The organism is Enterococcus sp. 5B3_DIV0040, from assembly GCF_002140755.1.
Taxonomy (GTDB): domain Bacteria; phylum Bacillota; class Bacilli; order Lactobacillales; family Enterococcaceae; genus Enterococcus_D; species Enterococcus_D casseliflavus.
The window spans coordinates 105,944-131,691 of the sequence record NZ_NGLC01000001.1 but is presented as its reverse complement, the minus strand read 5'-3'; the positions used below and the strand labels follow the sequence as shown (position 1 = coordinate 131,691).

Annotated in this window: 23 protein-coding genes; 12 read left to right on the top strand and 11 right to left on the bottom strand. The window is 44.2% G+C overall.

Going from position 1 to position 25,748, the window contains the following annotated elements:
- Window positions 1-58: 58 nt before the first annotated feature.
- From A5883_RS00670 to A5883_RS00660, 3 genes are all read right to left on the bottom strand, one after another.
- Window positions 59-640 (bottom strand): GNAT family N-acetyltransferase, encoded by a 582-nt coding sequence (locus A5883_RS00670; RefSeq protein ID WP_074934063.1) that lies wholly within the window; start codon window positions 638-640, stop codon window positions 59-61.
- A 100-nt stretch (window positions 641-740) separates the two neighbouring features.
- A complete protein-coding gene (locus A5883_RS00665; protein WP_254907807.1) occupies window positions 741-1,130 on the bottom strand; it encodes a GNAT family N-acetyltransferase in 390 nt (129 codons plus the stop codon).
- 91 nt (window positions 1,131-1,221) lie between these two features.
- Entirely contained in the window at window positions 1,222-1,653 is a 432-nt protein-coding gene (locus tag A5883_RS00660; protein WP_254907806.1) for an AAA family ATPase, read from the bottom strand.
- A 92-nt stretch (window positions 1,654-1,745) separates the two neighbouring features.
- Here A5883_RS00660 and msrA point away from each other — a divergent pair, with 92 nt between their 5' ends.
- Window positions 1,746-2,264 carry a peptide-methionine (S)-S-oxide reductase MsrA gene (msrA, locus tag A5883_RS00655; RefSeq protein ID WP_016609916.1) on the top strand — a complete coding sequence of 173 codons (519 nt, stop codon included), beginning with the start codon at window positions 1,746-1,748 and terminating at the stop codon, window positions 2,262-2,264.
- A 162-nt stretch (window positions 2,265-2,426) separates the two neighbouring features.
- Window positions 2,427-3,491: an iron-containing alcohol dehydrogenase family protein gene (locus A5883_RS00650; RefSeq protein WP_086337788.1), complete on the top strand. Its 1,065-nt coding sequence runs from the start codon at window positions 2,427-2,429 to the stop codon at window positions 3,489-3,491.
- Between the two features lie 150 nt (window positions 3,492-3,641).
- On the opposite strand, the gene A5883_RS00645 is transcribed toward A5883_RS00650, so the two are convergent.
- On the bottom strand, window positions 3,642-4,436 hold the full coding sequence (locus tag A5883_RS00645) for an HAD family hydrolase (RefSeq protein ID WP_333493769.1): 795 nt from the start codon (window positions 4,434-4,436) through the stop codon (window positions 3,642-3,644).
- Between the two features lie 314 nt (window positions 4,437-4,750).
- Here A5883_RS00645 and A5883_RS00635 point away from each other — a divergent pair, with 314 nt between their 5' ends.
- The 7 genes from A5883_RS00635 to A5883_RS00605 all read left to right on the top strand — a co-directional run bounded on the left by A5883_RS00635 (window position 4,751) and on the right by A5883_RS00605 (window position 12,815).
- Window positions 4,751-6,208: a TrkH family potassium uptake protein gene (locus A5883_RS00635; RefSeq protein WP_223597487.1), complete on the top strand. Its 1,458-nt coding sequence runs from the start codon at window positions 4,751-4,753 to the stop codon at window positions 6,206-6,208.
- A 198-nt stretch (window positions 6,209-6,406) separates the two neighbouring features.
- The gene (locus A5883_RS00630; protein ID WP_005227862.1) at window positions 6,407-7,756 is read left to right on the top strand and encodes a Mur ligase family protein; all 1,350 of its coding nucleotides are present in this window, start codon (window positions 6,407-6,409) and stop codon (window positions 7,754-7,756) included.
- Window positions 7,749-8,420: a type 1 glutamine amidotransferase gene (locus tag A5883_RS00625; protein WP_005227859.1), complete on the top strand. Its 672-nt coding sequence runs from the start codon at window positions 7,749-7,751 to the stop codon at window positions 8,418-8,420. The genes A5883_RS00630 and A5883_RS00625 overlap by 8 nt, the downstream gene beginning before the upstream one ends.
- 187 nt (window positions 8,421-8,607) lie before the next feature.
- Complete coding sequence (locus A5883_RS00620; RefSeq protein ID WP_016609922.1) at window positions 8,608-10,200, top strand: alpha-glucoside-specific PTS transporter subunit IIBC; 1,593 nt, start codon at window positions 8,608-8,610, stop codon at window positions 10,198-10,200.
- A 13-nt stretch (window positions 10,201-10,213) separates the two neighbouring features.
- Entirely contained in the window at window positions 10,214-11,545 is a 1,332-nt protein-coding gene (locus tag A5883_RS00615) for a 6-phospho-alpha-glucosidase (protein WP_008379332.1), read from the top strand.
- 63 nt (window positions 11,546-11,608) lie between these two features.
- Window positions 11,609-12,382 (top strand): MurR/RpiR family transcriptional regulator, encoded by a 774-nt coding sequence (locus A5883_RS00610; protein ID WP_005227853.1) that lies wholly within the window; start codon window positions 11,609-11,611, stop codon window positions 12,380-12,382.
- Window positions 12,375-12,815, top strand: a complete 441-nt coding sequence (locus A5883_RS00605; RefSeq protein WP_074934056.1) for a hypothetical protein — start codon at window positions 12,375-12,377, stop codon at window positions 12,813-12,815. The genes A5883_RS00610 and A5883_RS00605 overlap by 8 nt, the downstream gene beginning before the upstream one ends.
- A 56-nt stretch (window positions 12,816-12,871) precedes the next feature.
- Here the strand turns inward: A5883_RS00605 and A5883_RS00600 are convergent, their stop codons facing one another.
- Both A5883_RS00600 and A5883_RS00595 read right to left on the bottom strand, forming a co-directional pair.
- Window positions 12,872-13,702: an endonuclease/exonuclease/phosphatase family protein gene (locus A5883_RS00600; protein ID WP_016609923.1), complete on the bottom strand. Its 831-nt coding sequence runs from the start codon at window positions 13,700-13,702 to the stop codon at window positions 12,872-12,874.
- A 93-nt stretch (window positions 13,703-13,795) separates the two neighbouring features.
- The gene (locus A5883_RS00595) at window positions 13,796-15,970 is read right to left on the bottom strand and encodes a PTS transporter subunit IIBC (RefSeq protein WP_086337787.1); all 2,175 of its coding nucleotides are present in this window, start codon (window positions 15,968-15,970) and stop codon (window positions 13,796-13,798) included.
- Window positions 15,971-16,221: 251 nt separating this feature from the next.
- On the opposite strand from A5883_RS00595, the gene A5883_RS00590 reads away from it, so the two are divergent.
- Window positions 16,222-18,486: a glycoside hydrolase family 65 protein gene (locus A5883_RS00590; RefSeq protein WP_086337786.1), complete on the top strand. Its 2,265-nt coding sequence runs from the start codon at window positions 16,222-16,224 to the stop codon at window positions 18,484-18,486.
- A 107-nt stretch (window positions 18,487-18,593) separates the two neighbouring features.
- On the top strand, window positions 18,594-19,613 hold the full coding sequence (locus tag A5883_RS00585; protein ID WP_005227844.1) for a LacI family DNA-binding transcriptional regulator: 1,020 nt from the start codon (window positions 18,594-18,596) through the stop codon (window positions 19,611-19,613).
- A 77-nt stretch (window positions 19,614-19,690) separates the two neighbouring features.
- Here A5883_RS00585 and A5883_RS00580 read toward each other — a convergent pair whose 3' ends face one another.
- A complete protein-coding gene (locus tag A5883_RS00580; RefSeq protein WP_010749060.1) occupies window positions 19,691-20,656 on the bottom strand; it encodes a ribose-phosphate diphosphokinase in 966 nt (321 codons plus the stop codon).
- 71 nt (window positions 20,657-20,727) lie between these two features.
- On the bottom strand, window positions 20,728-21,267 hold the full coding sequence (locus A5883_RS00575) for a C39 family peptidase (protein WP_005233534.1): 540 nt from the start codon (window positions 21,265-21,267) through the stop codon (window positions 20,728-20,730).
- A gap of 140 nt (window positions 21,268-21,407) precedes the next feature.
- Between A5883_RS00575 and A5883_RS00565 the strand changes: the two genes are divergently transcribed.
- The gene (locus A5883_RS00565; protein WP_086337785.1) at window positions 21,408-23,300 is read left to right on the top strand and encodes a M13 family metallopeptidase; all 1,893 of its coding nucleotides are present in this window, start codon (window positions 21,408-21,410) and stop codon (window positions 23,298-23,300) included.
- 63 nt (window positions 23,301-23,363) lie between these two features.
- Here A5883_RS00565 and A5883_RS00560 read toward each other — a convergent pair whose 3' ends face one another.
- The 3 genes from A5883_RS00560 to A5883_RS00550 all read right to left on the bottom strand — a co-directional run bounded on the left by A5883_RS00560 (window position 23,364) and on the right by A5883_RS00550 (window position 25,412).
- On the bottom strand, window positions 23,364-23,975 hold the full coding sequence (locus A5883_RS00560; protein ID WP_254907805.1) for a hypothetical protein: 612 nt from the start codon (window positions 23,973-23,975) through the stop codon (window positions 23,364-23,366).
- 106 nt (window positions 23,976-24,081) lie between these two features.
- Complete coding sequence (locus tag A5883_RS00555) at window positions 24,082-24,690, bottom strand: hypothetical protein (protein ID WP_086337784.1); 609 nt, start codon at window positions 24,688-24,690, stop codon at window positions 24,082-24,084.
- Window positions 24,691-24,827: 137 nt separating this feature from the next.
- The gene (locus A5883_RS00550; protein ID WP_254907804.1) at window positions 24,828-25,412 is read right to left on the bottom strand and encodes a hypothetical protein; all 585 of its coding nucleotides are present in this window, start codon (window positions 25,410-25,412) and stop codon (window positions 24,828-24,830) included.
- Window positions 25,413-25,748: the final 336 nt, after the last annotated feature.

The window sequence follows — 25,748 nt, the reverse complement described above, 5'->3', positions numbered from 1 at the left end:
GCCGCCTTTTACGCAAGAGTTTTACGAAAAATTAACGGATTTTTGCCGCCGCCATCTCTTACTCGTTTCTGGCTTTTTGAGCAACTTCTGCCAATACTTGACAAGCCAGCGGATATTCTGGATTTTCATTCCCATTGATATCCGTTGCAATGATCACAAATCCGAGCTGCTGATACAGCGTGATTGCTGCATGGCTCCAGGTTTGCGTATGAAGATACATCGGCTCGTTGGCTGCCTCCAACACAGAAACGACTTGCGTGACCAAGCCGCGAGCGATTCCTTGACGTTGAGCTTGCGGCATTACTGCTACCCAATGGACTAGTGGAACCGGTGTGCCGTCTTGCTTGGCTTTTTTCCAAGCGGTAGCCGTACCGACCGGTGTACCTGATTGATCAAGGGCAAAAAACATTCGCTGTCCTAGCTGTGCTTGCTCGGGCATAAATTCCTTTTCAAAATACGCCAATGCCTCGGCCTCATTGTCAAACTCTCCGACGGATGTTTCAATCCGTGCCCAGTGCCTTTCGTCTCCTATTTGGTAGCTGCGTAGCGAATAGTTATCGGATTGAATGGGCTGGATCGGTGTGCTTTTGTGCGCTCGTTTCATCCAGATTTCTGCATATGGAATTGATTTATCTAACATTGGTTGTGCCTCTCTTTCATTGGTTTTTTCCTTGTTCAAAGGTTTATTTGAGAATCAATTTGGAATCAATCATGTAATTTCTTTACTAGAAAAATTTCTGTTAGCTGATTTTGCGTATGGGCGATTCTCCCAATTTCATCATAGCCCATTCGCTGATAAAAATCTGGCGCTTGAAAATCAAAGGTTGCCGTCTGACAATTTTCACAGCTAATGCTTTCAACTGCTGTTCAAGAGCAGTAAGAATCTGCTTACCATACCCTTTCCCCCGCTCGGATGCTTTGACCCACAGAGTGTCAAGATAACCGATGTGATACATCGAGGCATAGGCAATGCCACCAGCAATCACCATCCCCTCTTTTTTGATTACACAACTGAAGCTCTGATAGGTTTCTGTTTGCGTAAATGGTTTTTGGTGCTTTGTATACGCTGTTAACGCTGATTCTAAAGCAGCCAATTCTTGCTCGTTTCCTTGTTCAATGACTAGCGCCACAGTCAATCCCGCCTTCTTATTTCTTCATAGTCAGCCATGATCTGATTAACCGTTTCTGCTATCGTTTGCCCTTCTTTAATCAGCCTTTCCTTTAAGGACTCCTGCGGGAAAAGCAAATCACGCGCAAGCCACCATTCGCGCATGTTCTCCTCGGAAAAATGGTCTCGCTGCATTCGGGTCTGATGCCTTTGACCGTTTCCTCAAAAGAAAGATCAAAATAATAAACGAGATTACTTTCGGGAAAGAGTTGAATCAGAAAGTCGAGAAAGTCTTGGTATTTTTCACGAGAATAAATTCCTTCAACAAGTACCAATGGCACTTTCCCCTTCGCATACAAGACGGCTTCTTTCATCAAACCGATTGCTAAATTATTGGGGCTATCTTTGACACAAAAAATTTCTCTGCGAAAAACATCTTGTGAAATCAACACTGCTTTCTCACCGAAAATATGTTGAACAGCTCTGGCAATAGTGGTTTTGCCGCTGCCAGAATTACCTCGAAGTAAAATCAAAATACTTTCCATGCAAACTTCCTTTCTTCATTGCCCTGTTTTCTAAGCATATCTCTTGTTTTTCTCTACTAGAAGCATACCATAGAAGCAAAGGAGGAATACCTATGAAAGATACGGCAATTTTTGCTGGCGGTTGTTTTTGGTGCATGGTGAAACCTTTTGACTCGCAGCCAGGCATCCTCAAAGTGGTTTCTGGCTTTACTGGCGGCCATGTGCCTAACCCAACCTACCAACAAGTAACGACAGGAACCACCGGTCACACCGAAGCAGTTGAGATCACCTTTGATCCTGAGGTCATCTCTTATGAAGAATTGGTTGCCATCTATTGGCAGCAGACAGACCCCACGGATGCGTTTGGTCAGTTTGCTGACCGTGGTGATTCCTATCGTCCAGTGATTTTTTACAATAGTGAAGAACAAAAAGCGATTGCGGAAAAATCAAAGGCGCAGTTGCAAGCTAGCGGCCGCTTTGACCGTCCGATCGTAACGAAGATCGAACCAGCAGAACCTTTTTATCCTGCAGAAGACTACCATCAAGATTTTTACAAGAAAAATGCAGCCCATTACAATGCTTATAGCGAAGGCTCCGGTCGAGCTGGCTTTATTCGCCAAAACTGGGCCTAACATTTTTGGAGCATGCCTCCCGATTCATCATTAACAGCCGATTTGCTCTCAAGGCAGATCGGCTGTTTTCTGTTTCTTTTGCCAAAAGGAAATTGACAGTCAGGGCATTTTCGCGATACACTGATTAGAAAATTCTGACGATTATAAAGGAGTGTTTGTTTGATGTTAGCCAATGAAGTCCGTCCAGGTCCTAATCGGTATATTACTGGCGATGGGGTCTTAGCTGATTTGCCAGAGTATTTAAGTGAGTTCCAAGAAGTTGCCGTGATCACTGGGGAGCAGTCATTCGATGTGTTTTCAGCCTATTACCCCCATTCATTTGACTACCCGATCTACCGCTACGATGGATCATCGAGTTATGAAAATGCGCAAGCCTTAGCTGAAGCGATCCAGCAAGCGGATGCCGTGGTGGCAATCGGCGGCGGCAAGGTCGCTGATACAGCAAAAATCACCGCCCAAACCCTTGACGCAGAATTGATCGTGATCCCTACATTGGTTTCCAACTGTGCACCCTTCACCCCGGTGATCGTCGCCTATTACCCCGATCACACGATTTGTAAAATCGACTATGCCAAAAAAGGCGCCTACATGACGATCGTCGACACCCGTTTTTTACTAGCTACACCCGTTGATTACTTTATCGCTGGGATCGCTGATACGTTAGCCAAATATTATGAAATGGAAGCCATCGTCCGCAACATGGCAGAAGACGACAAGACTGCCTTAGTACGGCTAGGTTTCCAAAGCGCTCTTTTGATCAAAAACTTGCTGATTGCCGATGCGATCCAAGCCGTCAAAGACCTAGAAGTCGGGCAGCTGACCCCCGCCTTTGCCCGTATCACCGATGCGATCATTGCTTTGGCAGGCGAAGTTGGCGGTTTTGCAGTCGAATTTGGCCGCACGTCTGGTGCGCATGCGCTGCATGACGGCTTGTCTTATTTGAGTGAGACTCATAGCGTCTTGCATGGCAACAAAGTCGCCTACTGCATTTGGGTCCAGCTTGCCTATACCAATGATTTTGATGTGATTGAAGAATTACGGCCATTTTACGAAGCTTTGCACTTGCCAATGAAGCTGAAGGATCTCCACGTGACACGCCTTGATCGAGATTACTTCGCCTCGGTTCTGACCTATGCTGTCAAAGAAGAAGAAACCTTTATTTTGATCGATCCTGCGATCACACCCGAAAAAGTCTATCAGGCGATCGAAGCGGTGGAGGTGCTGTAAACCGTACTCATTGCTAAACAACTTTCTATCAAAAAAACTGTTTCCCTAATACATTTCGGAAACAGTTTTTTTATTTGATCAAACAGACACGCAGTAGCGATCCTGGCTGCGCATATTCTTAGCGGGCGACAGCAACTGGCGCATTGTCCATCACTGCACGACTTCACCCAGCAGCCCGTTTTCTAAGCAGTAATGATAAATGCCTTCCTCGGCTACGTGACCGATCACTTCATCGGCGATTGCTTTTAACTCATCCGAAGCATTATTCATTGCGAGACCCCAGCCGACTGCCTCTAGCATCTCAATGTCATTGTTGCCATCGCCAAAGGCAATGGCTTCAGATTTATCCAAGCCATAGTAAGCCAGCATTTTGGCAATGCCGCTTCCTTTCCCACTGCTGGCTGGAATAATATCGACTGCGCGATCCCACCAGGCGGTGATTTTCGCCTCCGTGGTATTTGCCATCACTTTGGCGTAGTCTTCTTTCCCTGAGCCTAGCATCACTTGAAAAATGTCTTGCTGTTGGATCACCTCATCAAAATCTTCTGCCACGATCACTTCTTGGTGGGCAAAGGAAAAATACTCAACTAAATCAGCATCTTTGCCATTGGCAACCGTTCGGTCCTTCGTAGCGATCGCTACTGGACGCTTGAGTGCCGTCGCATTTTCAATGATTTGCTGAACATCTTTTTTAGGAATGGGGTTTTGGTGGATCCCCTCGGCTTGATTAAAACAATACGATCCGTTAAAGGTCAAAAACGCATCGAAGGTCACGCCTTCAAATTGCGGCAACGCGATGGGACTTCTGCCAGTCGCAATGCACAACAGGATCCCTTGCTTCTTCAAGGCTTTTAATGTGGCTAACATTCTTTCAGAGATTTGCTTTTTGCTCATATCGATCAGTGTGCCATCAACATCGAAAAAAATAATTTTCACGTTCTTCATGATACTCCCCATTTCCGTCTCGATTTTCAAAAAATTTGATGCGCTTTTTTTTGTCCGCTTTCTCGCTATTGTTCCGTGCGGATCGTCGCTGCTATCTTTTTCTTCTTTTATCTTCTCATAAATTGCCAGCGTTTTCTTCTGAAATCGCGAAATCCTTACTGATTTGCTTCGAGTTTTTAAGTTTCTTAAGCAATCAAGCTGCCGCAAGAACCACAGCCTGATCGTTTCCTTTATCCCAACGGCCCTTTCCAAAAGCTTTTCCTTACACAATTTCTGCTGCTCATGAATTCTGTCCTGCTTTCTTTCAAATCTACTTGGTTCTTTGGTATACTGGGGATAGTTTATTTAGTGAGGGGTTTTTTGTAATGAACTTTACCCGCTTTGCCCGCTTGACGCAGCGCAGGAGCAAGACGTTTATTTCCCAGAATGTGTCTTCAATCCAAGTGATTGTTTTTTATTATATCGTGATGACGGTGGTCTCTTTGGGGCTTTTTTCACTCCCCTTCTTTCGAGAACCCGGCTCTCATGTCGCGTTTATCGATCTGTTCTTTATGGCGGTCAGCACGGTCAGTGTCACTGGGCTGACTACTTTTCCGATCAATGACGTGTTTAACGACCACGGGGTCATCTTATTGGAAGTCCTCTTTCAAGTCGGCGGTTTAGGGATCATGATGATCTCGACCTTTTTTGCGATCGTCTCACGGCGCAAAATCAGTTTAAAGCAGCGCCAGTTGATCATGACGGATATGAATCAGCCAAAGCTTAGTGGGATCGTTCGGATGATTCGAACGACGTTTACAATCATCTTGCTTTGTCAGGTGGTAGCAGGCACGATCTTTGCTGTTTATTTTCATCTTTACGGCTATTATGACAATTGGCGAGATGCGATCTTTTATGGATTTTATCAAGCGATCTCTGCTGTGACCAACTCAGGGTTTGATGTGACGGGCAATTCCATCTTGCCGTTTTCTCATGATTATTTCTTCCTGACGTGTATCATGATTTTGATTTTTATCGGGGGGATCGGATTTCCAGTAATTATGGACTTTCGGGAATGGGTCCTTTTTAAAATGAAAAAACAACGCCGCCGCTTGCCGTTTCGCTTTTCATTATTCACAAAAATTGCTGTTTTGGCTTTCGTGATCCTCTTTGTCGGCGGTACATTAGCGATCTTTTTCCTTGAGAAAGATTATTTGTTCAAAGATTACAGCTTTAGCGGTATGTGGATGAACAGCATGTTTTATTCCATGACAACGCGGAATGCTGGCCTACAGATCCATGACTTAGGCAACTTCCAAACCACGACGTTGATCGTTTTCTCCTTGCTGATGTTTATTGGTTGTAGTCCCAGCTCTGTTGGTGGGGGGATTCGGACGACGACCATTGCCATCATTGGGCTGTACCTCTATGCCTTCTTGAAAAGTGAGGACAATATCAATATCTTCGGTCGCCGGATCGATCAAGATGACGTCCGCAAATCAGTGGTGGTCTTCATGCTTTCGATGGGCATGTGCTTCTTTTGTGTCTTATTCTTGACCGCCATCGAGGATATCCCTTTGATCGCCATCATTGTTGAAGTTTCCTCGGCCTTTGGAACCACAGGGCTTTCTTTAGGAATCACGGGCGATTTATCAACCATCGGCAAACTCGTGATTGCTCTTTTGATGTTTATCGGCCGTGTCGGTATGCTGTACACCTTGATGTTATTCGTACCAAAAGAAACACGTGACTTAGGCTACGAGTACCCAACGGAAAAAATCATTATCGGTTAAAGCAGCAGCAAACCTTCTGCCAGGTTTGCTGTTTTGCTTTTCAAGCCTTTGATCATCGCAAGTAAAAGAGCCATTTATCAGAATGGTCTTTGCAGAAATTTAAAGAATCGCAAAAGCAATTTAACCTTTTTCTTGGTATATGGTATGATAAATTGAATTTGCACAATGAAAGCATTCGCTCTAATGGAGGGTTACATTATGGGAATACGAAGTCATCTGGCTGTTTCAGTCGGTAAGACCTCTCAATGGGTATTAAAGAACTTTTTCAAAGGCGGCTCAAGCCTGCCTGGTAAATTAGCATTAAAAGTTGATCCACATATATTAGATCATTTGGCGAAAGATTACCAAGTCGTCGTGATCACAGGCACCAACGGCAAAACATTGACGACTGCCTTGACTGTCAATATTTTGCGCCAAGAATTTGATGAAGTATTGACGAACCCCACCGGCGCCAATATGGTCCAAGGGATCGTTTCAACCTTTCTATCGGCACGCCCTAAAAAAGGTAAAAAATTTGCGGTTTTAGAAATCGATGAAGCCAGTCTCAGCAAAGTAACGAAGTACATCAAACCGGAATTATTCGTTTTCACCAATATTTTCCGCGATCAAATGGACCGTTATGGTGAGATCTATACGACCTATAAAATGATCGTTGAAGGTGCCGCAAACTCACCAGAAGCTACGATCCTCTGCAATGGGGATTCGCCACTGTTCAATTCGGTAGCAACTGTCAATCCGCGGAAATACTATGGATTTGATCATTTGCCAGATGAAGAGCAGATGGCCCATTACAATACGGATGGCGTGTTGTGTCCTGAGTGTCATCACATTTTACACTATAAAATGATCACCTATGCCAATCTTGGAAAATACTACTGCCCAAATTGCGGTTTCCATCGACCAGAATTGGATTATAAACTGACGGAAATGACCGCAATGGACAACACCTCTGCTGACTTTGTGATCGATGGCAACGACTATCGCATCGAAGTTGGTGGGATGTACAATGTCTACAATGCGCTGGCGGCAACTGCGGTTGCGGAATATTATGGCGTAGCACCTGCAAAAATCAAATCTGGTTTGGCCTATGACGAAAAAGTCTTTGGTCGCCAAGAAGTGATCCGCATCGGGGACAAAGAATGTACGTTAGTCTTAGTTAAAAACCCTGTTGGTTTGAACCAAGTCATCGATATGATCGGCCTGTCGCCCTATCCTTTCTCGCTAGTCAGCTTGTTGAATGCCAACTACGCAGATGGGATCGACGTCAGCTGGATTTGGGATGGAGACCATGAAGCGTTTGCCGATATGGGGATTCCTCAAGTGATCGCTGGTGGTGATCGTCACAAAGATATGGCGTTGCGGCTAAAAGTTGCGGGGATCCCTGAAGAAAAAATCATTGAAACCCCTGAACTTGATGACGTCATCAAGCAAATCGCAGACTTACCAACAGAAAAAGTCTATATTTTAGCGACTTACACTGCAGTCTTGCAGCTACGCAAAAAGCTTGCGGAAAAAGGCTATATCAAAGGAGGAATGAGTCGTGACTAAGTATCAACTGAATGTTGCCCACTTGTATGGAAATCTTTTGAATACTTATGGCGACAACGGCAATCTCTTGATGCTGCGCTACGTGGCCGAAAAACTAGGCGTGACCTTCAACGCAGAGGTCGTCAGCATTCACGAGCCCTTCGATCCTGAAAAATATGATCTCGTCTTCTTCGGTGGCGGACAAGATTTTGAACAAGTGATCGTTTCACAAGATATCCAATCAAAAAAAGAAGCTCTGACCAGCTATATCGAAAATGATGGCGTCATGCTGGCGATCTGCGGCGGCTATCAATTGCTGGGTCATTACTACATCGGTGCCAACGGTGAGAAAATCAATGGGATCGGCGCCTTGGATCATTACACCTTAAGCCAAGAAAACAACCGATTCATCGGTGACATCGTGATCCACAATGAAGAATTCGATGAGACCTATTATGGCTTTGAAAACCATAATGGCCGTACTTTTTTAGGTAAAGGGGAAAAACCATTGGGGAAAGTCATCCAAGGACAAGGGAACAATGGCGAAGACCAAACCGAAGGCGTGGTTTACCGCAATGTGTTCGGCTCTTACTTCCACGGACCGCTCCTTGCAAGAAATGAGCATTTGGCAGAGCGCTTGATCCGCACCGCCCTTGCCAATCGTTATGGCAACGTCGAAATTTAAATACACGTACGTAGCAAACAAACCTGTTTTTCGCAGGTTTGTTTTTTTATGGGAAATTTCCCCGCAGTTGCCACTTTTTCTCTTTGTTTGCTTCTACGTTCCTATGCTGCCTCGCTTTATTGTAACCGCTATCTTTCTTTTCTATACTGAGGTTGTAGTAAAAATTGAAAGGAGATGTTAAGAAATTATGATGGAAAAAGTTCAGCGGTTTGGCGGTGCGATGTTTACCCCGGTCCTCTTGTTTTCCTTTTCAGGGATCATGGTCGCGCTGTGTATTATCTTTAAAAATCCGATGCTTGTGGGGAGCATCGCCACTGAAGGCTCTACTTGGTACAACATTTGGACGATCATTGAAAACGGAGCGTGGACGGTCTTCAACCAAATGGAATTATTATTTGTCATTGGATTACCGATCGGTCTCGCAAAAAAAGCCAATGCACGAGCGGCAATGGAAGCCTTTGTCGTCTATATTACTTGTAATTATTTTATTTCTGGCATGATCGAGTACTTTGGTAACTTCTTCGGTGTCAACTTTGCAGCTGATCCCGGCGGTGAGAGTGGTTTGAAAATGATCGCTGGCATCAAAACATTAGATACTGGTATTATCGGAGCAATTTTTATTTCGGCGATCGTCGTCTATCTTCACAACAAGTTTTTCGATACGAAGCTGCCTGATTTTCTCGGAATCTTCCAAGGCTCTTCCTTTGTCGTGATCCTCGGTTTCTTTTTAATGCTGCCAGTTGCTTTCTTGATCGCATTGATTTGGCCGAAAGTCCAAGCTGGCATTGGGTCCATGCAAGGGTTTCTAGCAAGTGCTGGGGTCTTTGGGGTCTGGCTCTATACTTTCTTAGAGCGAATATTGATTCCCACAGGTCTCCATCATTTCGTGTATACCCCCTTTGTTTTTGGTCCCGCTGTCGTCGAAGAAGGAATCTCCAAATACTGGATGGCACATTTACAAGAATTTGCCCAATCCACCAGACCATTGAAAGAGCTTTTCCCTGAAGGGGGCTTTGCTTTACATGGCAATTCTAAGATCTTTGCTGCACCAGGGATCGCTGCTGCTTTTTATTTCACAGCCAAGCCTGAGAACAAAAAGAAGGTCTTAGCGATTTTGATCCCTGCCACTTTAACTGCCGTTTTAGCTGGTATCACTGAGCCATTGGAATTCACCTTCCTCTTTATCTCACCACCCCTCTTTGCGGTGCACGCTGTTTTAGCAGCGACCATGGCGGCAACGATGTTTGCCTTCGGGGTCGTTGGAGATATGGGGGGCGGCTTGATCGATCTGTTGGCGAAGGTCTGGATTCCGCTATTTCAAAATCATCGCAGTATGATCTTCACGCAGCTGGTGATCGGGTTAGCCTTTACTGCCCTTTATTTCCTTGTTTTCCGCTTCTTGATCCTCAAATTTAAGTTAGCCACACCAGGACGGGAAGAAAACAATAGCGAAGTCAAACTATACACCAAAAAAGATTACAAAGAAAAACAAGCCAACACTGGAACGCCAGTGATTGCTGGTGCCAATCGCTACACCGAACAAGCCGCAGTCTACTTAGAAGGGTTTGGCGGTCGCGACAACATTGATAAAGTCACTAATTGTGCCACTCGCCTAAGAATCACCGTCAAAGATCAAGACCAAGTGCTGCCAGATGACATCTTTAAAGGCGCTGGTGCCCATGGTGTCGTTCGCAACGGCAACGCCTTCCAAGTGATCGTTGGCCTGGATGTGCCACAAGTGAGAGAACAATTCGAAAAATTATTAGCTGTATCAGACTAAGGAGGAAACAAAAATGAAAAAATTTTCAATCGTGATCGCCGGAGGCGGCAGTACCTTTACCCCAGGAATCGTCTTGATGCTTTTGGAACACTTGGATCGTTTCCCGATTCGCCAAATCAAGTTTTACGACAATTTGGAAGAACGACAAGAAAAAGTTGCACAAGCTTGCGAGATTTTATTGAAAGAACGCGCACCGGAAATCAGCTTTTTAGCAACCACTGATCCCGAAACCGCATTTCAGGATGTCGATTTTGTGATGGCGCATATCCGAGTTGGCTTGTATGCGATGCGCGAAAAGGATGAAAAAATCCCTTTGAAATATGGTGTGGTCGGCCAAGAAACTTGTGGTCCTGGCGGGATCGCTTATGGGATGCGTTCTATCGGCGGTGTCTTGGAGTTAGTCGATTACATGGAAAAATATTCCCCTGATGCATGGATGTTGAATTATTCCAATCCTGCAGCGATTGTCGCAGAAGCGACTCGTAAATTGCGCCCTGATGCCAAGATCATTAATATTTGTGATATGCCAGTGGGAATCGAAGAACGGATGGCGCAAGCGATCGGTTTAGCTTCTCGCAAAGAGTTGGTGGTTCGCTATTATGGCTTGAATCACTTTGGCTGGTGGACAGATATACGAGACAAAGCTGGCAATGATTTGCTGCCGCAGATCCAGGCGCATGTGGCAAAATACGGCTATTCATTGCCAGAAGAAATCGAAGCGAGCCAACATGCTGATGCCAGCTGGATGCACACCTTTGCCAAAGCAAAAGAAGTGTACGAAGTTGATCCATCCACTTTGCCAAATACCTACTTGAAATATTACTTTTTCCCTCAAGATGAAGTGGCGCACACCAACCCATCTTTTACACGGGCAAATGAAGTCATGGCTGGCCGCGAAAAACACGTCTTTGGTGAATGCCAACGCATCGTAGAAAACCAGACAGCGACTGACACCACGCTTGAAGTGGATGAACACGCCAGCTACATCGTTGACCTTGCACGAGCGATCGCTTATAACACGCAAGAACGGATGCTGTTGATCGTGCCTAACGAAGGAGCGATCGTCAACTTTGATGAACAGGCAATGGTGGAAGTGCCTTGTATCGTCGGCAGTAACGGGGCAGAACCAATCACACAAGGCAAGATCCCTCGCTTCCAAAAAGGATTGATGGAGCAACAAGTCGCCGTAGAAAAATTAGTCGTGGAAGCTTGGGCAGAGGGTTCTTACCAGAAATTATGGCAAGCACTGATTCTTTCAAAAGTGGTCCCAAATGCCCGTGTAGCCAAAGAATTACTCGATGAATTGATTGAAGCAAATCAAGCCTTTTGGCCAGAATTACACTAGCCAGCGTTCTTCGCCTCCCCTCCTGGCTTTTCAGCTATACTTAATCCATAAGGAGGGGTTTTTGTGAAATTACAGTATTTGATTCAACAGCACCAATCAGAGTTAAGTGAACTTGATCGTGGCATTCTAAACTACATTCTTTCCAACGGCGACACCGTTCTATCTATGGGGATCGTCGAGCTATCCGAGCAGGTTCACGTCTCCAAGTCTTCTATTTTACGGTTGACGAAAAAACTTGGTTTTTCTGGCTATTCCGAGTTCAAATATTTTCTACGGCATCAGCAAGAACAGGCAACAACGATTTCGCAACAAAAAACGATTTTTGAAAAGCAACAAGAGGATATTTTCGCCACCCTCAACTATTTAAAAACGGTAGACTTAGCTGCCCTCAACCGCTTGTTTGACCGCAGCAAAACCATCTACTGCTACCCAACTGGGTTTTCCCAAAAGAAAGCACTGGAGGAGTTTTCCAAAATGATGCTTTCTATGGAAAAACGAGTGATCGTATTGCCGAACAAAACGGAATTTGATATGGTCATGCCGATGATCACTGCCGAAGATTGTGTGATCATCGCATCACTGAGCGGCGAAACAGAAAACGTCAAAGAGAATCTGACGACTTTTGCGATTCGTCAGATTCCCGTTTTGACATTGAGTGCGCCAGGAGATAATTATTTTGCTCGCCATTCAACCTTTCACCTGACCTATTATTGCGATTTTTTTCAAATCGGTCGCAAGAAAATCCCTAGCCAGTCTTTGATTGGACTAAGCTGCTTGATTGATTATTTGATCCGTTCCTACGGACTATTCACTTTACAGGAGGGCAACCATGACTAAACGAAAATGGGCGTTTCCATTGATTTTACTGAGTTATTGGGTTTTGATCGCCGGTGCTTACTATCTTTATCTTTCCTTGACTGCCTTCAACCATGGGATGACCTTTGCCCAGTACCTCAACTCGCAACCGTTAGCCGCTTTAGGGGTCTTGTTAAGTAGTCTCCTTTTGCTGCAAGGGGCTTGCCTGTACTTTATTCAACGGTTTTCCATGAGTAAAAAAGGCCTTTTGGGTCAGTATTTATTCCTGATCTTCTTTCAACAGTTGCTAACAGCGAATGTCATCGGCGCAGGACTCGTCTTTTTTACAAGAAGAAGTCTTTCGAGTCAGGAGGAAAACGCAACCTGGGGCGAAAAGAGTTTTACCTATGGGGCATTAGCATTCATTCTTTTATTAAGTTTATTCTTTTTCCTCCTTGTTCGATCAGCGATTTAACTTCCCCAAAAAGAAAAGCAGTGCCAGTTGGCACTGCTTTTTTGCTGTCGCTTCTGCTAGTTTGGCTCTGTTTTTGAAGCAAAAACCACTTTGATTCCAAAGTGATCGCTGACGATCGGAGTACGCGTTCCGTCAAAAACGACTTCATATTCCGTTGCTTGCAGGTCATTGGATGCAAAAACATAATCGATCCGCAATGCTTCTCGATTGTCTTGCCAACCATCAATGGCTTTAACGACAGAGGCTTCACCGATCGTTTCGGCAGCCGTTAAAAAGCTGTCTTGCAGCTGTAAGGAGCTGTCAAGGACGAGTTGATGACCAGAACTGGCCGCATCGTTGTTGAAATCTCCTAGGATCAATAAGGTATCTGCCCGTTCTGCTAAAAATGCTTCTGTCTGTTGCCACTCGTAGGCAAATTTACCGTCTTGCCACCAAGAAAAATGACAGCTAACGACTTGTACGATCTGTCCATCGGCTTCAGTCACGCCGCTCAGGTTTTTGCGTGTGGTATGATCCCAGACATCCGTGGCTTGTGAAGCAAGGTATTCTTTGGCAATGATGGGCTGTTTGGACAATAAGGCATTGCCTTCGTGGTAAATGTCATAGCCTACGTGACTGTAGGTCCATGACCAGTAGTAATCACAGTCTAACAGTTGCAGTTCTTCCACTAGGCGTAAAGCAAAATTGTCCTCCTTGATTTCCACCAGCGTATCTGTGGGGCAATATAGCCCATCAGGAACGATGGTTTGAGCAGCGATCGTTTGGTTGACTTCTTGCAAGGCGATGATGTCATAGTCGCCTGTTGCAATCTCTTGTGCGATCATCTTGCATTTTTCTAGCTGATTTTCTTCTAACCAGCTATGGGTGTTCAATGTTAATACCTTCATGAATAAGGCTCCTTCTCTCGGTTTGCTTGTACGATTCCTTAAAAAAATAAAAGAGAGCGGGTCAACAAAAGAGTCGACCCGCTTGTCATTTTATTATAGTTTTACGATTCCAACAACTGTGGCTGCTTGTTGCTTGCCGATTTGGGTCAATTCAAAGGAATCGATTTGATCGCTGTTGGTCAACACTACAACGATGGTGGTGTCTTTACCAGCAGCACTTACTGCAGCGAGATCCATCTCCGCTAACTTGTCACCCACCGCCACTTGTTGTCCTTCAGTGACAGCTACCGTAAAGGGGGCACCGTTTAAGTCAACGGTATCTAAGCCCATGTGAACCAATACTTCGATGCCTTCATCAGAAAGCAAGCCAATCGCATGTTTCGTTGGGAAGATGTTGGTGACTTTCCCGCTGATTGGTGCGACAACTGTCGTCTGCTCTGGGCGCACGCCATAACCGTCACCCATCATTTTTTCCGCAAACACTTGGTCTTTGACAGAGGTGATCGGCATCACTTCTCCAGTGGCAACGGCAGCTAGTTCAGCTGTCACGCCTTGGCTTTGGTGGGTAGTGGTTTCTACTGGTGCTTGACTAGCAGTCGGTTCGGGAATCGTGACACCAGAATCTAAGATATCTTGAATGTCTGATTTTAAGACATCTGCTTTCGGTCCATAGACTGCTTGCACACCGTTGTCTTTTACGATCAAGCCTAAAGCCCCTGCGGCTTTCCATGCTTTTTCATCGCCGACCGCTTCTCGATTTTTCACAGAAACCCGTAAACGGGTCATACATGCATCAACGTCGGCGATATTTTCACGTCCGCCTAATAAATGAATGATTTTCACGACTTGCGAATCTGGGTTCAAATTGCCATCCGCCGAAGCTGTTGCTGGCGCATCGCTGGCTCCTTCTGTTTCGTAGTTGCCGTTTCTACCTGGTGTTGTAAAGTTGAATTTTTTGATCAAGAAGTTGGCCAAGAAATACATCCCAACACCAAAGACGATGGTCACTAACACAAAGTTGATCAAATCTTGTCCTAAGCCGGCATTGATCGCCATTGGGGTACGGGTCAACAACTCGATATTCCCAAAAGAGTGGACCCGTAAGTTGACGATATCCGCCATCGCAAACGCAGCCCCTTGTACGACTGCATAAACGATGTAAAGCGGTACGGCAGCAAACATAAACATGAACTCCAACGGTTCCGTTACCCCTGTCAAGAAGACAGCGATGGCAGCTGATAAATACATAGAGGTATATTTGTGCCGTTTGTCCGCATCGACATTGCGATACATGGCATAAGACAAGCCCATCAAGATCCCAGATGACCCAATCATTTGTCCAACTTTAAAGCGGGCAGGAACAAAGTTTTCCAATAAAAATTGATATTGTGACGTATCGCCAGCATTGCGCATGTTCACTAGATCCGTTGCCCAAGCAAGCCATAATGGGTCTTGTCCAAAGACTTGGGTGCCGGCTTGTGCGCCAGAAAGAATCGTGTAAGTTCCACCTAATTCGGTGTAATTGATCGGGATCGTCAACATGTGATGCAGCCCGAATGGTAAGAGCAGCCGCTCCAAGGTTCCAAACAAGAACGGTGCTAAAACGGGCGCACTTTCTTGTGATTGCGCGATCCATAAACCGAAGTTGTTGATGCCTGCCTGAATGTAGGGCCAAACAATCGATAACACTAATGCGACGACTACTGAACGGGCGATCACTACGAAAGGTACGAAGCGTTTGCCGTTAAAGAAGGAAAGCGCATCCGGTAATTTGCGGAAATTATAGTATTTGTTGTAAGCTGTTGCTCCCACAAAACCGGCGATGATCCCGACAAAGACACCCATGTTCAAAGCAGGTGCTTCTAATACACTAGTAAAGAAGCCGTCGATCATGATCTTCGTCCCAAACAACGTATGGGTAAAGGCGCCTTCTTCGGTTAACATCGCGCTCGTCACGCCAAAGATCGAACCAGTGATTCGGTTGATCAAAATAAAGGCGATCCCAGCAGCAAATGCCCCACCAGCTCGCTCTTTAGCCCAACTACCACCAATAGCTAATGCAAATAATAAATGCAGGTTCCCAATAATTGCCCAACCAATGTTTTCAATGACGCCTCCTGTAGTGATCAAAAATGCCCAGTCGGCATTGATCATTGGGATCGTTTTCCCAATACTGATCATCAAACCAGCGGCTGGCATAACAGCGACAACCACCATTAGCGCTTTTCCGAATTTTTGCCAAAATTCGAAGCTCAATAATTTTTTCATCTTCCTTCTTCCTTCCCTGAATCGATTTACGCAATCGGTTTCTTAATGAGTTCATTCTAACGGAGAAAAAAGATTTTGTAAACCCAGAAATATCAAAAGGGATTCTATTCGCTTTTACACCTTTATATAACTGAATCTCTCTTTCTCGATGTTTCCTTACAGGAAATTCTTTAAACGCAACAACTTTCACTTGACGATGCAATCGTTTGCGCTTATGATAGAGATATCAAAAAGATTCTGGAGGGACTTTCATGAAAAAAATCCAACGATTGTTCGAGATCGATCCATGGAAAATCGCGACATCTACCTTAGATAAAGAAAACCGTCGACTGCAAGAGTCGCTAACAAGTATCGGGAATGGCTACATGGGAATGCGCGGCAACTTTGAAGAACAATACAGCGGCGATCATCACTTAGGTACTTATATCGCTGGTGTCTGGTACCCAGACAAAACCCGTGTCGGCTGGTGGAAAAACGGCTACCCTGACTATTTTGGCAAAGTGATCAACGCGGTCAACTTTATTGCAATGGACCTATTTGTCAATGACCAATTAGTCGACTTAGCAAAAATCAGCCCAAGTGATTTCCGTTTAGAACTAGACATGGAAACCGGGATTTTACGCCGCAACTTTACTGTCACTTTGGCAGGCGCCACAGTAAAATTCTCTTTTGAACGCTTCTTGAGCATCGTAAAACGTGAACTTGCCCTCATTAAGATGGACGCTGAGATCATTGAAGGCGACGCTGAGATCAAAGTCGTTTCTAAACTAGATAACAATGTCCATAACGAAGACAGCAACTACGACGAACGTTTCTGGGAGGAATTGGCTCATGGCCAAACCGAAACCTTCCATTACTTGACCACTCGGACCGTAGAAAATAATTTTGACATTGAACGCTTTACTGTCACTTCTGCTATGCGTCATAGCCAAACACCGATCGATTCCATGAAGAGCGAGCTTTGCGTTGCTGATACCTTTGCCTTTTCTGGAACAGCCGGTGACACCTTCTCATTGATCAAAGAAGTCTTGATCGTTACGAGTCGTGATGTTCCCGCTCATGATCATCCAGCAAAAGTCACCGAATTAGGTACTTTATACAAAGCAGATTACGATGCATTGCGTGCAGAACAAGTCGCTGCTTGGAAAGCCCGCTGGGATTTAGCCGATGTGATCATTGAAGGCGATGCTGCAGCGCAACAAGGGATTCGTTTCAACCTGTTCCAATTGTTCTCAACCTATTATGGCGAAGACGAGCGCTTGAACATTGGACCGAAAGGCTTTACTGGTGAAAAATATGGCGGTGCGACTTACTGGGATACCGAAGCCTATGCAGTTCCATTGTATTTGGCATTAGCAAAACCAGAAGTGACCCGGAACTTGTTGAAATACCGTCACAACCAATTGCCGCAAGCCCATATCAATGCGCAAAAACAAGGCTTAGCAGGTGCCCTTTACCCAATGGTGACCTTCACTGGGATCGAATGCCACAATGAGTGGGAGATCACTTTCGAAGAAATCCACCGAAACGGTGCCATCGCTTATGCCATCTACAACTATACGAATTATACTGGCGATACAAGTTACCTGAAAAAAGAAGGATTAGAAGTGTTAAGCGCGATCTCACGTTTCTGGGCAGATCGTGTCCACTATTCAAAACGCCAGCAAAAATACATGATCCATGGCGTTACAGGACCAAACGAATACGAAAACAATATCAATAACAACTGGTACACCAATAAAATGGCTACTTGGGTCTTAGCTTATACCTTAGCCAGCTATGAAGCCTTCAAAGACGAAGCGACTGTCACGATCTCTGACGAAGAACAAGCCAAATGGCAAGACATCATCGACAATATGTACTTCCCAGAAGACCAAGAGCTTGGTGTGTTCGTCCAGCATGATACCTTCTTAGACAAAGACTTGATGCCCGTTTCCGATCTTGATCCAAAACATTTGCCGTTAAACCAAAATTGGTCGTGGGATCATATCTTGCGCTCTTGCTTTATCAAACAAGCCGATGTTTTGCAAGGAATCTACTTCTTCGGCGATCAATTCAGCAAAGAAGAAAAACAACGGAACTTTGATTTCTATGAGCCGATGACAGTGCATGAATCTTCCCTTTCTCCAAGTATCCATGCGATTTTGGCAGCGGAATTAGGCATGGAAGAAAAAGCGTTGGAAATGTATGAGCGGACTGCTCGTCTTGATTTGGACAATTACAACAATGATACCGATGATGGCTTGCACATCACTTCTATGACCGGCAGCTGGTTAGCGATCGTTCAAGGTTTTGCTCAAATGAAAACTGATCACGATCACTTAGGGTTTGCGCCATTCTTACCTAAAACTTGGAGCCGCTACGCCTTCCACATCAACTATCGTGGACGTCTGCTCTTTGTTTCCGTCAATGAGTCAACGGTGACTTTGAAGAAAATCAGCGGTGAGGCATTGCCAATCAAGTTGTATGGCAAAGATTATGTTTTAGAAGACGAAATCAGTACAGCGATCAACTAAACAAGCCTTCTGAAAGAAGAAATGTCTGCATTTCTTCTTTCTTTTGATTGGCTCTACCCTTGTGCCGACACTTTGTGATACTATAAGCTAAAAAAGGAGGGAAATCAGTGAGCATTACGGTCAAAGATGTCGCCAAAAAGGCTGGCGTCGCTACATCCACGGTTTCTCGTGTCGTAAACGATCATCCCAGCATTTCTGAAGATACCAAGAAGAAAGTGCGCAAAGTAATGGCAGAAATGGGCTATGTCCCCAATCTTGCGGCTCGAAATCTCGGCAAACAGATATCCAGTGCCATCGGCGTGATCTTGCCGCCTCTTGATTCGAAAGAACGACTAGGAAACCCCTTTTATTTAGAAACGATCGAAGCCATCAATGAAGAGGCCCGCCATCATCAAATGACGGTTGCCGTTGCCTCCGCCCGTGACTTTGCTACATTACTAAAAAACGTGGAACGGATGCACCTGCAAAAACAAGTAGATGGCTTTATCTTGGTCTATTCCGATGAAAAAGACCCCATCATCGACTATCTGGTCGAAAAAGAAGTCCCTTTTACCTTGATTGGTCAACCATACAGCAATGAAGACAAAATCGTTTTTGTCGATAATGACAACCAGTTGTTAGGCAAGCAAGCAACCGAGCATCTGATCGCCCAAGGGCATACGAAGATATTATTTGCTACCAATACGACCCATGAAAACCTGTATTTCGAGCGTTTCTTCGGCTACCAAAAAGCCATGATGCTGGCAAATCTCCCCTTTTATCCAGCATTGACCTTTGAAAAAGCGGAAGATTACGTCACGTTTGAAGAAACGATCAAAGAATCCCAAGCAACAGCCATCGTCGTGATCGATGATCTGTTCGCTGTGCGGATCATTCAATTAGCGACGATGTATGGCTACAAAGTCCCCGACGACTTATCCATCATCAGTTTCAACAATTCGATCTTTGCTACTTTGACCCATCCGTATTTGACTAGTATCGATATCAACGTGTTGTCCTTAGGAAAAATCGCTACCGAACGGCTGATGGCGCAATTGAATCACGAAGATTCAAACGGCGTACAGCTGGTCGTACCACATAAGCTGATCAAACGAGAAACGGTCTTAAACCGCAACCAGTTGAACTGATCCGCTGGTCTGATCCACTTCCCCTTACATGCAAAAGCACCCGCTATCCCTAAGGATAGCGGGTGCTTTTCATATTTTTATTTATACTCTTTGCTTTCCAGGCGGAACAATGGACTCATTGGTGTATTTTCGTGAATGCGGCGAACGGCTTCCCCCATCAATTCGGCACAAGAAATGTAGTGCAGTTTTTCTGGATGGCGTTCTTCGCTGGTCCAGCAAGAATCGGTGACACAAATACTTTCAATCGCTGATTGATCCAAAATTTCTTTAGCAGGCGGTGAAAGCAAGGCGTGAGAGACACAAGCATACACTTCGCTGGCACCAGCTTCCTTCAACAAGTCTGCCGCTTTTGCCAATGTATGGCCGGTATTTAAAATGTCATCAACCAAAATACATTTTTTCCCAACGACATCACCGATCACATAGCCGCCATCGGCTTCATCTTGATCGACGATCGCGATCGCTGTATCTAAGTATTCTGCCAAACTACGGGTCCGTTGGACACCGCTGTTTTTTGGTGAAACTACGACATAGTCGTCACCAGTCATTTTTTGTTCGCGATAGTAATGGGCAAACAATGGGATCGTAAAGAGATTATCCACTGGGATGTCGAAAAATCCTTGAACTTGGACGGCATGCAGATCAAGCGTCAAGATTCGAGAAGCCCCTGCTTCCACCAGCATATTGGCAATCAATTTTGCAGTGATCGGCTCATGCGGGTTGGCGGTTCGGTCTTGCCGTGCATATGCGTAATAAGGCAAAACGACATTGATGGTCTTCGCACTAGCCCGTTTCATCGCATCGATCATGATCAATAGCTCTAAATAGTGATCATTGACGGGTTCATTCGTCGATTGAATGATATAAATATGGTCGCCCCGCACACTTTCTTCGATATTGATGGCAATCTCTCCATCACTAAACTGTGTCACTTTTGACTTCCCTAGTTCTGTACCGAAAACTTTCGCAATGTTTTCTGCTAATGGTAAATTTCCATTTAAACTAAAAATTTTCAACGAACTATCTTTATAACTTTCGCCCATGATTGCCTCCAATGAATGTGGTTGTTTTCTTCTATTCTAGCACAAAGTGACTGTTTTTTTAACCGTCTCGTTCAAGGAAGTGTGACGGTACCGTTTACCCAACTGGCGGGAATCACTTTTTTGTAGTTGCCCCAGTTGTCATGAACTTTAAAATAGCGTTCTCCGCTGGCGGTTTCAGCGTAGGCGTAAGCCACGACCCAATGATTGCCATATGTGCTGCCTAAAGGCTTCAAAATACCGATGATCACCGGTTTGCCTTCATCGATTCGTTTGCACGCTCGATGCCAGCCGCCAACAACAGTCGCACGTCCGCGGTAAGGCAATTGGAATTGATCGAAAAACCGAGTCAATCCATGACTGACCTGCCAAGCGATCGTCGGCAACCCATGAGGCTGAATCAGCACCCGCAGCATTTCCGTCACTACTGTCAGATCCCGCTGTTTTTTTCTACGAAACGCTTTCGGGATGATCGTTTCATCGATGTAATCTTGATAGTAGGCCAAAAAGACGGCTGCCGCATAGGTGCCGCATAAATACCCTGAAGGAGTGACCCACTGCTTATACGGACGAAACCGCTCTTCGGCGATCCCTTTCCACTCTACTTGTTCCATCTCGTTCACCTGCCTTTTTTCTTATTATACCTTAGATTCTCCTCCTACTTGGATCAAAACCCTTTTTCGTCTAGAAAACTTTTCTTTGCGTCCTTACAGATTTTGTTTCATAATAGTAGAAAGCGAGAGGAGCGAAAGACATGACAACCTTGTTAAAAGATGATTTTTATGACTATGTAAATGGCGAGTGGCTGGAGACCGCTGTTATTCCAGCAGATAAACCCGCTACGGGTGGATTCCAAGATCTCGTTGACGGAATCGATTCCTTAATGATCGCAGAATTTGAAAATATGGCACACGATCCCCATGCTACGCCAAAAGGCCGCATGAAGGATGCTGTGGCTTTTTACCGCTTAGCCAGCGATTTTGCCCAACGAGAGGCAGCTGGCGCTACTGAAGCAAATGCACTATTAGCAAAAATCGAAGCGTTGCCTTCTTACGAGGAATTGAATCAGCAACTGGCAAGTTTCGTTTTAGAGGGCATTGCCTTGCCTTTCCAACTAGATGTCGATGCAGACATGAAAAATGCGCAAATGAATACTTTGTCGGTCTATCCGCCTGCTACTATTTTACCGGATAAAACCTATTACACAGAAAATCCCCAAGCAAGCGAAATGCTGCAAGTCTACTTTGAGATGGCCGTCAACGTTTTAGTTGCTTATGGAAAAGACCAAGCAGAAGCGGAATCGTTGGTAGAGCAAGCGATCGCTTTTGATAAATTGATCGCCCCTCACGTCCGCAGTGCGGAAGAAAGTGCGGATTATAGCAAAAATTACAATCCTCGCTCCTTGGAAGAATTTGCAAAGCAAGCCAGCAAGATCGATTTTAGACAACTCTTGACGGCCCTTTTACCAGGGACACCAGAAGAGCTGATCGTAACGGAACCCGCTTACTTTGAAGCCTTTGACATTATTGTTTCTGATAGCCATTTTGAACTCTTGAAAGGCTGGATGATCGTCAACCAAAGCTTGCGCTATACTAGCTATCTGAGTGAAGAATTGCGTCAGTTAGGCGGAACCTACAGCCGCTACTTATCAGGGATCGATGAAGCGGCTCCCCAACAAAAAGCGGCTTATTACTTAACGATGGGTCATTTTAGTCAAGTGATCGGTGATTATTATGGACGCAAGTACTTTGGGGAAACGGCGAAAAAAGACGTCAAACACATGGTGGAAACAATGATTGCTGTCTACCAAGATCGTTTGCGCAACAACACGTGGTTAAGTGAAGAAACTCGCCAAAAAGCGATCATCAAATTGAATCGTTTAGGCATCCATGTCGGGTACCCTGATCAAGTTCCTGCCATTTATGACCAATTGCATACCGATGAAGAGAAAAGTCTGCTGGCAAATGCCCTGCATTTCAATCGTTTGTTCCGAGAAGATGCCTTCAAAAAATGGCAGCAGCCCGTGGATCGCGAGGAATGGGAAATGTCCGCCGCTACCGTGAATGCCTACTATCACCCATTTAAAAACGTGATCGTTTTCCCAGCGGCAATCTTACAAGCACCTTTTTATAGTTTGGAACAATCCACCAGCGCAAATTATGGGGGGATCGGCGCGGTCATTGCTCATGAGATATCCCACGCCTTTGACAACAACGGGGCAAAATTTGATGAACATGGTAATTTAAACAATTGGTGGACAGAAGAAGATTTGGCCCACTTTGAACGCTTAGCTCAAGCGATGATCGACGAGTTTGATGGCCTGCCCTTTGCCGGCGGTACCGTAAATGGAACGTTGACTGTTTCTGAAAACATCGCCGATGCAGGCGGACTAAGCTGTGCGCTAGAAGCAGCGCAAAAAGAAAGCGATGTTTCTTTAGCAGACTTCTTCACCAATTGGGCGAAGATCTGGCGTACAAAAGCCAAAGAACAATACCAACAGCTCTTACTATCGATCGATGTCCACGGACCAGCGAAACTACGTGCCAATATCCAAGTTCAAAACATCGATGAATTCTATACAACCTTTGATATCAAACCTGGTGACCCTATGTATCGTGCACCAGAAGATCGTGTGCAGATCTGGTAAACAAAAGCGTAAGAAAAAGACAAACCATAGATAGCTAGGGTTTGTCTTTTTGCTATGGATTTTTTAGAAGTGATAGATGAACGAGACAACTAACGAAAGAACCCCCAGGAGAATATGAATGATACCTATGCCTACGAAAAAACAAAGCAAGACATGGTACATCCTGCATTTTCTATCTTCATAATAAAAGGCTTGATAATAGTCGAATGCCAATACACACCGCAGTAAAACATAGAACATCATAAAAAAATGAAGAAAGTAGAGCCGTTCCAGATGGTAGGTGATTTTCTCTAAGGGTATCGTTCGGGATAGTAAACCAATCAAGGGATCGGCAGTGAAAATCAAGATAAAAAAACCAGCCAAGAAGAAGAAAAAGTGCTCAATTCCAGCGAGATGCTTTTTGTATTCAGGAACAAGCTCATGACGGTTTAAACTTGAAGTTGTATTCCAGGCTAGTATCATAATCATTGCACTCACAGCCGTTAACCCAATCTCTCGAATATCTGAAGTTCCAAGAGTTCCAATAGGTCTGATTGGGGGTCTATAAGGCCTGAGTGGGAATCTATGATATTTCTCAAAAATTATTGCGCTCCCAAAGATTACATAATCAATGATGGAATAGATCTTCCCTTTTCGCTGATAACTATCAAGGGGTTGATATCTTTTTTTCAACACATTAAAAACCTCCTCACAATTTAAATAAAGCAATCCTGTAACAAACTTATTCGATTGAAAGACAATCTTTTAATCAGCTGAGTCTTGTCTTTTGCTAATGGATTTTTTAGAAGTGATAAATGAACGAGACAACTAACGAAAGAACCCCTAGAAGAACACGTGTGATAACTATGCCTACGAAAAAACAAAGCAAGACATAATACATCCTGCATTTTCTATCTTCATAATATAAGGCTTGATAATAATCGAATGCCAATACACACCGCAACAAAACATAGAACATCATAAAAAAATGAAGAAAGTAGAGCCGTTCCAGATGATAGGTGATTTTCTCTACCGGTATCGTTCGAGATAGTAAACCAATCAAGGGATCGGCAGTGAAAATCAAGATAAAAAAACCAACCAAGAAGAAGAAAAAGTGCTCAATTCCAGCGATATGCTTTTTGTATTCAGGAACAAGCTCATGACGGTTTAAACTTGAAGTTGTATTCCAGGCTAGCAAAAGTATCATTGCGGTTACAGCTGTCAACCCAATTGCGCGAATATCTGAATTTCCAAGAGTTCTTATAGGTCTAATCGATAATCTACGAGGCCAAATTTGGGAGCTATGATATGCTTCAAGTAATATTGCAGTCCCCATAATTATATGATCAATGATGGAATAGATTTTTCCTTTTCGTTGATCACTATCAAGGGGTTGATATCTTTTTTTCAATACATTAAAAACCTCCTCACAATTTAAATGGAGTAATCCAGTAACAAACTTATTCGATTGAAAGACAATCTTTTAATCAGCTGAGGCTTGTCTTTTGCTAATGGATTCTTTTAGAAGGGGTGAATAAATGAGACAAATTAAGTAAGAGCTGCACGAAGAATACGAATGACACCTACGCCCACGAAAAAACAAAGCAAGACATAATACATCCTGCATTTTTTATCTTCATAATAAAAGGCTTGATAATAATCGAATGCCAATACACACCGCAACAAAACATAGAACATCATAAAAAAATGAAGAAAGTAGAGCCGTTCCAGATGGTAGGTGATTTTCTCTACCGGTATCGTTCGCGATAGTAAACCAATCAAGGGATCGGCAGTGAAAATCAAGATAAAAAAACCAGCCAAGAAGAAGAAAAAGTGCTCAATTCCAGCGAGATGCTTTTTGTATTCAGGAACAAGCTCATGACGGTTTAAACTTGAAGTTGTATTCCAGGCTAGTATCATAATCATTGCACTCACAGCCGTTAACCCAATCTCTCGAATATCTGAAGTTCCAAGAGTTCCAATAGGTCTGATTGGGGGTCTATAAGGCCTGAGTGGGAATCTATGATATTTCTCAAAAATTATTGCGCTCCCAAAGATTACATAATCAATGATGGAATAGATCTTCCCTTTTCGCTGATAACTATCAAGGGGTTGATATCTTTTTTTCAACACATTAAAAACCTCCTCACAATTTAAATAAAGCAATCCTGTAACAAACTTATTCGATTGAAAGACAATCTTTTAATCAGCTGAGTCTTGTCTTTTGCTAATGGATTTTTTAGAAGTGATAAATGAACGAGACAACTAACGAAAGAACCCCTAGAAGAACACGTGTGATAACTATGCCTACGAAAAAACAAAGCAAGACATAATACATCCTGCATTTTCTATCTTCATAATATAAGGCTTGATAATAATCGAATGCCAATACACACCGCAACAAAACATAGAACATCATAAAAAAATGAAGAAAGTAGAGCCGTTCCAGATGGTAGGTGATTTTCTCTA

What these genes read in the sequence shown, in the direction of transcription:
- A5883_RS00670 (WP_074934063.1), bottom strand. Translation starts at nt 640, where the DNA reads ATGTTAGATAAATCAATTCCATATGCAGAAATCTGGATGAAACGAGCG.
- A5883_RS00660 (WP_254907806.1), bottom strand. Translation starts at nt 1,653, where the DNA reads ATGGAAAGTATTTTGATTTTACTTCGAGGTAATTCTGGCAGCGGCAAA.
- msrA (WP_016609916.1), top strand. Translation starts at nt 1,746, where the DNA reads ATGAAAGATACGGCAATTTTTGCTGGCGGTTGTTTTTGGTGCATGGTG.
- A5883_RS00650 (WP_086337788.1), top strand. Translation starts at nt 2,427, where the DNA reads ATGTTAGCCAATGAAGTCCGTCCAGGTCCTAATCGGTATATTACTGGC.
- A5883_RS00645 (WP_333493769.1), bottom strand. Translation starts at nt 4,436, where the DNA reads ATGAAGAACGTGAAAATTATTTTTTTCGATGTTGATGGCACACTGATC.
- A5883_RS00630 (WP_005227862.1), top strand. Translation starts at nt 6,407, where the DNA reads ATGGGAATACGAAGTCATCTGGCTGTTTCAGTCGGTAAGACCTCTCAA.
- A5883_RS00620 (WP_016609922.1), top strand. Translation starts at nt 8,608, where the DNA reads ATGATGGAAAAAGTTCAGCGGTTTGGCGGTGCGATGTTTACCCCGGTC.
- A5883_RS00615 (WP_008379332.1), top strand. Translation starts at nt 10,214, where the DNA reads ATGAAAAAATTTTCAATCGTGATCGCCGGAGGCGGCAGTACCTTTACC.
- A5883_RS00605 (WP_074934056.1), top strand. Translation starts at nt 12,375, where the DNA reads ATGACTAAACGAAAATGGGCGTTTCCATTGATTTTACTGAGTTATTGG.
- A5883_RS00600 (WP_016609923.1), bottom strand. Translation starts at nt 13,702, where the DNA reads ATGAAGGTATTAACATTGAACACCCATAGCTGGTTAGAAGAAAATCAG.
- A5883_RS00595 (WP_086337787.1), bottom strand. Translation starts at nt 15,970, where the DNA reads ATGAAAAAATTATTGAGCTTCGAATTTTGGCAAAAATTCGGAAAAGCG.
- A5883_RS00590 (WP_086337786.1), top strand. Translation starts at nt 16,222, where the DNA reads ATGAAAAAAATCCAACGATTGTTCGAGATCGATCCATGGAAAATCGCG.
- A5883_RS00580 (WP_010749060.1), bottom strand. Translation starts at nt 20,656, where the DNA reads ATGGGCGAAAGTTATAAAGATAGTTCGTTGAAAATTTTTAGTTTAAAT.
- A5883_RS00575 (WP_005233534.1), bottom strand. Translation starts at nt 21,267, where the DNA reads ATGGAACAAGTAGAGTGGAAAGGGATCGCCGAAGAGCGGTTTCGTCCG.
- A5883_RS00565 (WP_086337785.1), top strand. Translation starts at nt 21,408, where the DNA reads ATGACAACCTTGTTAAAAGATGATTTTTATGACTATGTAAATGGCGAG.